General features: G+C 73.1%; 6 protein-coding genes. 2 read left to right on the top strand and 4 right to left on the bottom strand.

Features of this window, described 5'->3' with window-relative positions:
* The coding region (locus VF468_06460; GenBank protein ID HEX5877951.1) for a hypothetical protein at positions 1-207 on the top strand (207 nt) is incomplete at its 5' end.
* Between the two features lie 84 nt (positions 208-291).
* Here the strand turns inward: VF468_06460 and VF468_06455 are convergent.
* From VF468_06455 to VF468_06440, 4 genes are all read right to left on the bottom strand, one after another.
* A complete protein-coding gene (locus VF468_06455; protein HEX5877950.1) occupies positions 292-669 on the bottom strand; it encodes a hypothetical protein in 378 nt (125 codons plus the stop codon).
* Positions 670-686: 17 nt separating this feature from the next.
* Positions 687-2,120 (bottom strand): hypothetical protein, encoded by a 1,434-nt coding sequence (locus VF468_06450; protein ID HEX5877949.1) that lies wholly within the window; start codon positions 2,118-2,120, stop codon positions 687-689.
* Between the two features lie 13 nt (positions 2,121-2,133).
* On the bottom strand, positions 2,134-2,967 hold the full coding sequence (locus tag VF468_06445) for a hypothetical protein (GenBank protein HEX5877948.1): 834 nt from the start codon (positions 2,965-2,967) through the stop codon (positions 2,134-2,136).
* Positions 2,968-3,086: 119 nt separating this feature from the next.
* A complete protein-coding gene (locus VF468_06440) occupies positions 3,087-4,064 on the bottom strand; it encodes an NAD(P)-dependent alcohol dehydrogenase (protein HEX5877947.1) in 978 nt (325 codons plus the stop codon).
* A gap of 111 nt (positions 4,065-4,175) precedes the next feature.
* On the opposite strand from VF468_06440, the gene VF468_06435 reads away from it, so the two are divergent.
* On the top strand, positions 4,176-4,272 hold a 97-nt coding region (locus tag VF468_06435), incomplete at its 3' end, for a TetR/AcrR family transcriptional regulator (protein HEX5877946.1).

Here is a 4,272-nt window from a genome sequence, read left to right as displayed (position 1 = left end):
GCGGCGATCGACGACGTGCCGGTCATCCATGCCGCCGCAACCCGCGCCGTCGGTGCGGTGGAACGCCGGCGGACGATCGGGATGCTGGCCGACGCCGGCACCGGGCCCGAGGCGGCGGCGCGCCTGCTCGGCGAGCTCGAGGCCATCCGTACGGCGAGATCGCGCTGCGCCCGCTCGAGACGGTCGACGCGGAGACCGCCGGCATGATCGAGCCGAAGCCGGACGCCTGGCCGCCTGGCTCGGCCCGACACGGATCAGGCGGCCGTTCCCGCCACCATGAAGCACCTGGCGTCAGAGGATGGCGATCGCCGCCTGGGCGAGGGCCTGGACGGCGGTGGTCAGGCCGGCCACCGACCCGACACCCCTGGCCAGGCCGTCGAGCAGGCCGGTGACGGTGATCCGGTTGGGCTTGTCCTTGGCGAGCTCGGTGGCGACCGCCTCGGTGGTCTCCCGGAGCTCGTCGGCGTTGTCGAGCCGCGACGCGTGCGCCTCCAGCTGCCGGACCAGGTCGGCGAGGCGGTCGGCGAGCTCGGCCTGGCCGCGTCCGGTCAGCGTCTGCCCGGCCGCCTCGACGACGTTGGTGGCCCTGGCGCCGCGGCCGACGGCGAGCGCCCCGGCCTCGATCCTGCCTCCCGACATCGAGATGCCTTCGTTGCGTCCCTGGTCCATCGCGCTGCCTCCCGTGGTCAGGGCTTTGCGCCCGCGCTCGTGGCCGCCGCCTTCACGGTCTTGGCCGCCTGGCTGGCCTTGGCGCGCGCCCCGGCGCCCACGGCCAGGCTCTCGGCCTGGATCGACCCGCCGGACAGCATCACGCCGTTGTTGAGGATGGTCGTCTGCCGCTCGACCAGGTCGCTGACGTCCACGTCGTGCTCGTCCAGGAACTGGATGATCGCGTCCAGGAGGCGCTGCTCGACGATCTTGACGTACATCTCCCGGTCCAGCCGCTGGAAGTAGCGCCGGTACCTGGGAGACATGCCGGTCTGGCGGATGCTGGTGGTGGCGCCGTAGTCGAAGCTCGGGTTGGCCCTGATGGCGCGGCGCATGGACAGGCGGTTGAACCATCCGGTCAGCCGCGACAGCAGCCGGCCCACGACATGGAAGGGCGCCAGCAGCAGCACCGGCACCGTCCCGACGGTGGCCTGGAGGGCCAGCTCGGCCGCGCCGGCGACGTCGGGGGTGGCGCGGAGGTTGTCGACCTTGTGGTAGCGGTCGTGCAGCGGGGGCAGCAGGAAGCGGCTGGCCTCGACGAACAGGTTGCCGCCGGCCTTGGTGCAGCGGAAGAAGATCGACAGGACCAGCTCGCCCTGCCAGTCGACCACCTGGAGGCAGGTGTAGTGCCTGACCCGCTGGGTGGGGAACCGCAGGTAGTGGCGGACGACGGCCGGGTCGGCCCACGCGCCCGGGCGGGCGAACGGGTTGGGCAGGAAGCGGCGGTCGTCACGGATGTCCTGCCCGTTGACGTACAGGCGGTCCTCGATGCGGAGCTGGTCCATGCCGAGGGCCCGCAGGGCCGACACCACCTCGTCGTGGAGCTCCTCCACCTCGAAGGGGATCGGCTCGCGGACGTCGTGCAGGTCGCGGCGGCCCTTGCCCACGTTGAGGGCGAAGGACCAGCCGTCCTCGGCCAGGCCGCAGCCCACGAACGGCGAGAACCCGCTGTAGACGGTCACGTTGCCGGCCTCGTTGCGTTCCAGCTCGCGGACCAGCCTGGCCTGGCGGCGGCTGAGCGGCGGCTGGGCGGCGTCCGGGTTGAAGCGGTTCCGCAGCAGCCGGACCAGCGCCTCGTAGCGGTTGATGCAGGACTCCACGAAGATGACCGCCCAGGCCAGGACGGCCAGGCGCAGGCCGACGCCGGGCAGCGACCCGCCGGCGAGCAGGAGCAGCGGCCCGCCGACCAGCAGCAGCCCGGTGAGCACGGCGTCCCGGGTCAGGCGCCGGCGCTGGGCCGTCAGGCAGTGACGGACCACGGGGACGATGTCCACGCCGTACGAGGGGGCGACGGCGCGGTGCTCCTCCTCCAGGACCTTGGTGATGACGTCGTCCGCGAACCGCCGGTGGAGGTAGGCGGCGGCGCACAGGTAGCGGGTCGTCTCGGTCGATCGCGGTCGTCCGGTCGTCATCGTCTGCCGCCTTTCAGCCGATCGGCCAGCCGGCGAACCGCACCTCGGAGATCGCCGTGTAGGGGCGGTCCGTCGCCCTGGTGGAACCGGTGATCTGGACCACCACCGTGGTGGTGTCCGCGTTCACCTGGTGCAGCTGCAGCTCGGCGGTGTCGGAGAAGGTGACGGCGCCCTGGCCGCCGCCGTCGAAGGTGTAGGTCGCGGCCGTGACCCGCCGGTTCTGCCGGAACCGGTTCACGCCGCTCACCTGGTCGACCTTGGCGTAGCCGGGCAGCAGCCCGATCGCGGTCAGGTGGACCGGGCGGTCGAAGCGGAACGTCAGAGTGTGCCCGACGCCGTCGCCCTCCACCCGCCAGGCGGTGTCGGCCAGCCCGTCGACCAGGTTCTCGGCCTCGAACGTCACCGTGGAGCCGGCGCCGTCCTTGCTGGGACCGGCCCACGCCGACGCTTCGACCTCGGCCGGGTGGAGCGGGCCCGGCTGTGGCTGCTGGCCCGGGTCCGGCTGCGGCTCGGTGGGCGGCGCCGGCTCGGGGGTGGGTGGCGCCGGTTCGGCGCCAGCCGGCGGGGCCCACCTGAGGTCGAGCGCGCTCGTGTCGCTGGCGACGCCGGGCATGCCCAGGAGCCCGACCAGGAGCAGCCCGAGGGCGGCGGTGACCAGGCCGGCCAGCCCGTGGCCGCCGCCGGTGCCCGTCCTGGTCGCCGCCTGGTACAGCACCAGCGCGCTGAGCGCGAGCACCGCCAGCCCCGTCGCGACCGTCACCACCGTCGGGATCCACAGGGTCGCGGCGACCAGCACCGTCATGCCCCCCGCGGTGGCCAGCCAGGCCGGGATCGTTGACCGCGACATCGCCCCCTCCTCATTCGCGCGTGTCGCCGTGCAACCCCCAGCATGTCGAGATCCAGCGGATTGTCAGTGCCGTGTGGTACGGCGGAGATGTGATACCCGACACAGGCCGGGCCACCGGCTCACACGGTGATGGCGAGCTTGCCCCGGACGTGGCCAGCCACCATGTGCCGGATGGCGTCGGGAACCTCGGCCAGCGGGTAGGTCCGGTCGACCACCGGGGTGAGCTTGCCGGCCTCGACGAGCTCGCGCAGGGTCTGGAGGTCCCGCGGGCGTGGCGTGGAGCTCAGCATCCGCAGGCGCTGGCCCACGAACCGTGACAGCACCACCGCCCGGAGGTTGCGGTCGAAGCCTCCCAGCCACCGTCCTCGCCCTTCGCTGCCGACGATGACCAGCGTCCCCGCCGGGGTGAGGGCACGCCGGAGCCGGGACAGCGAACGGTGGCCAGCGGTGTCGAGGATCAGGTCCCAGTGGCGCGTCCCGTCGGTGACGTCCTCGCGGGTGTAGTCGATCACGTGGTCGGCGCCGAGGGAGCGGATGAAGTCGAGCTGGGTCGTGCTGCCCACCCCGGTGACCTCGGTCCCGAACGCCTTGGCCAGCCGCACGGCGAACGACCCGACGCCGCCGGCCGCCCCGATGACCAGGACCCGCTGGCCGGCCTGGATCTCGCCAACGTCCCGGAGCGCCTGGAGGGCGGCGAACCCGGAGACGGGCACGACCGCGGCCTGCTCGAAGCCGAGGGTGGCCGGCATGGGCGCCAGCTGGTCCTCGGGTGCGGTGGCGTACTCGGCGAAGGCGCCGTCGGTCCAGCCGAACACCGCGTCGCCGGGCTCGAACCGGGTGACGTCGCCGCCGACCGCCTCGACGGTCCCGGCGACGTCCATGCCCAGGACGGGGGTCTTGGGCCTGCGCAGCCCGAGCGTCGGGAGCACGAGGCGGATCAGGTAGGGCAGGCCGGTCATGACGTGCCAGTCGCCCCGGTGGAGGCCGGCCGCCCGCACCCGGATCAGCACCTCGCCGTCCCCGGGCACCGGCCTGGTGACGTCCCGGAGCTCCAGCACGTCCGGGCCGCCGTAGCGGTCCTGGGCGATCGCCCGCATGGTGGTTCCCTGGCTCGTGGCCGTCCCGGCGTCCTTGCCGGCGGTGGTCGTTTCCATCTTCGTTCCCGACTTACAGTGTAAGTTCGTCAACCCCTACGTTGAGGATTCGAGATGACCACCCAGATCCCCCTGAGCCGGCGGCGGGTCCTCGACGCGGCCGTCGCCCTCGCCGACCGGGACGGCGTCGGGGCGCTCAGCATGCGCAAGC

It is taken from the genome of Actinomycetota bacterium, from assembly GCA_036280995.1.
GTDB lineage: Bacteria > Actinomycetota > CALGFH01 > CALGFH01 > CALGFH01 > CALGFH01.
This window is presented reverse-complemented; position numbering and strand designations above follow the sequence as displayed.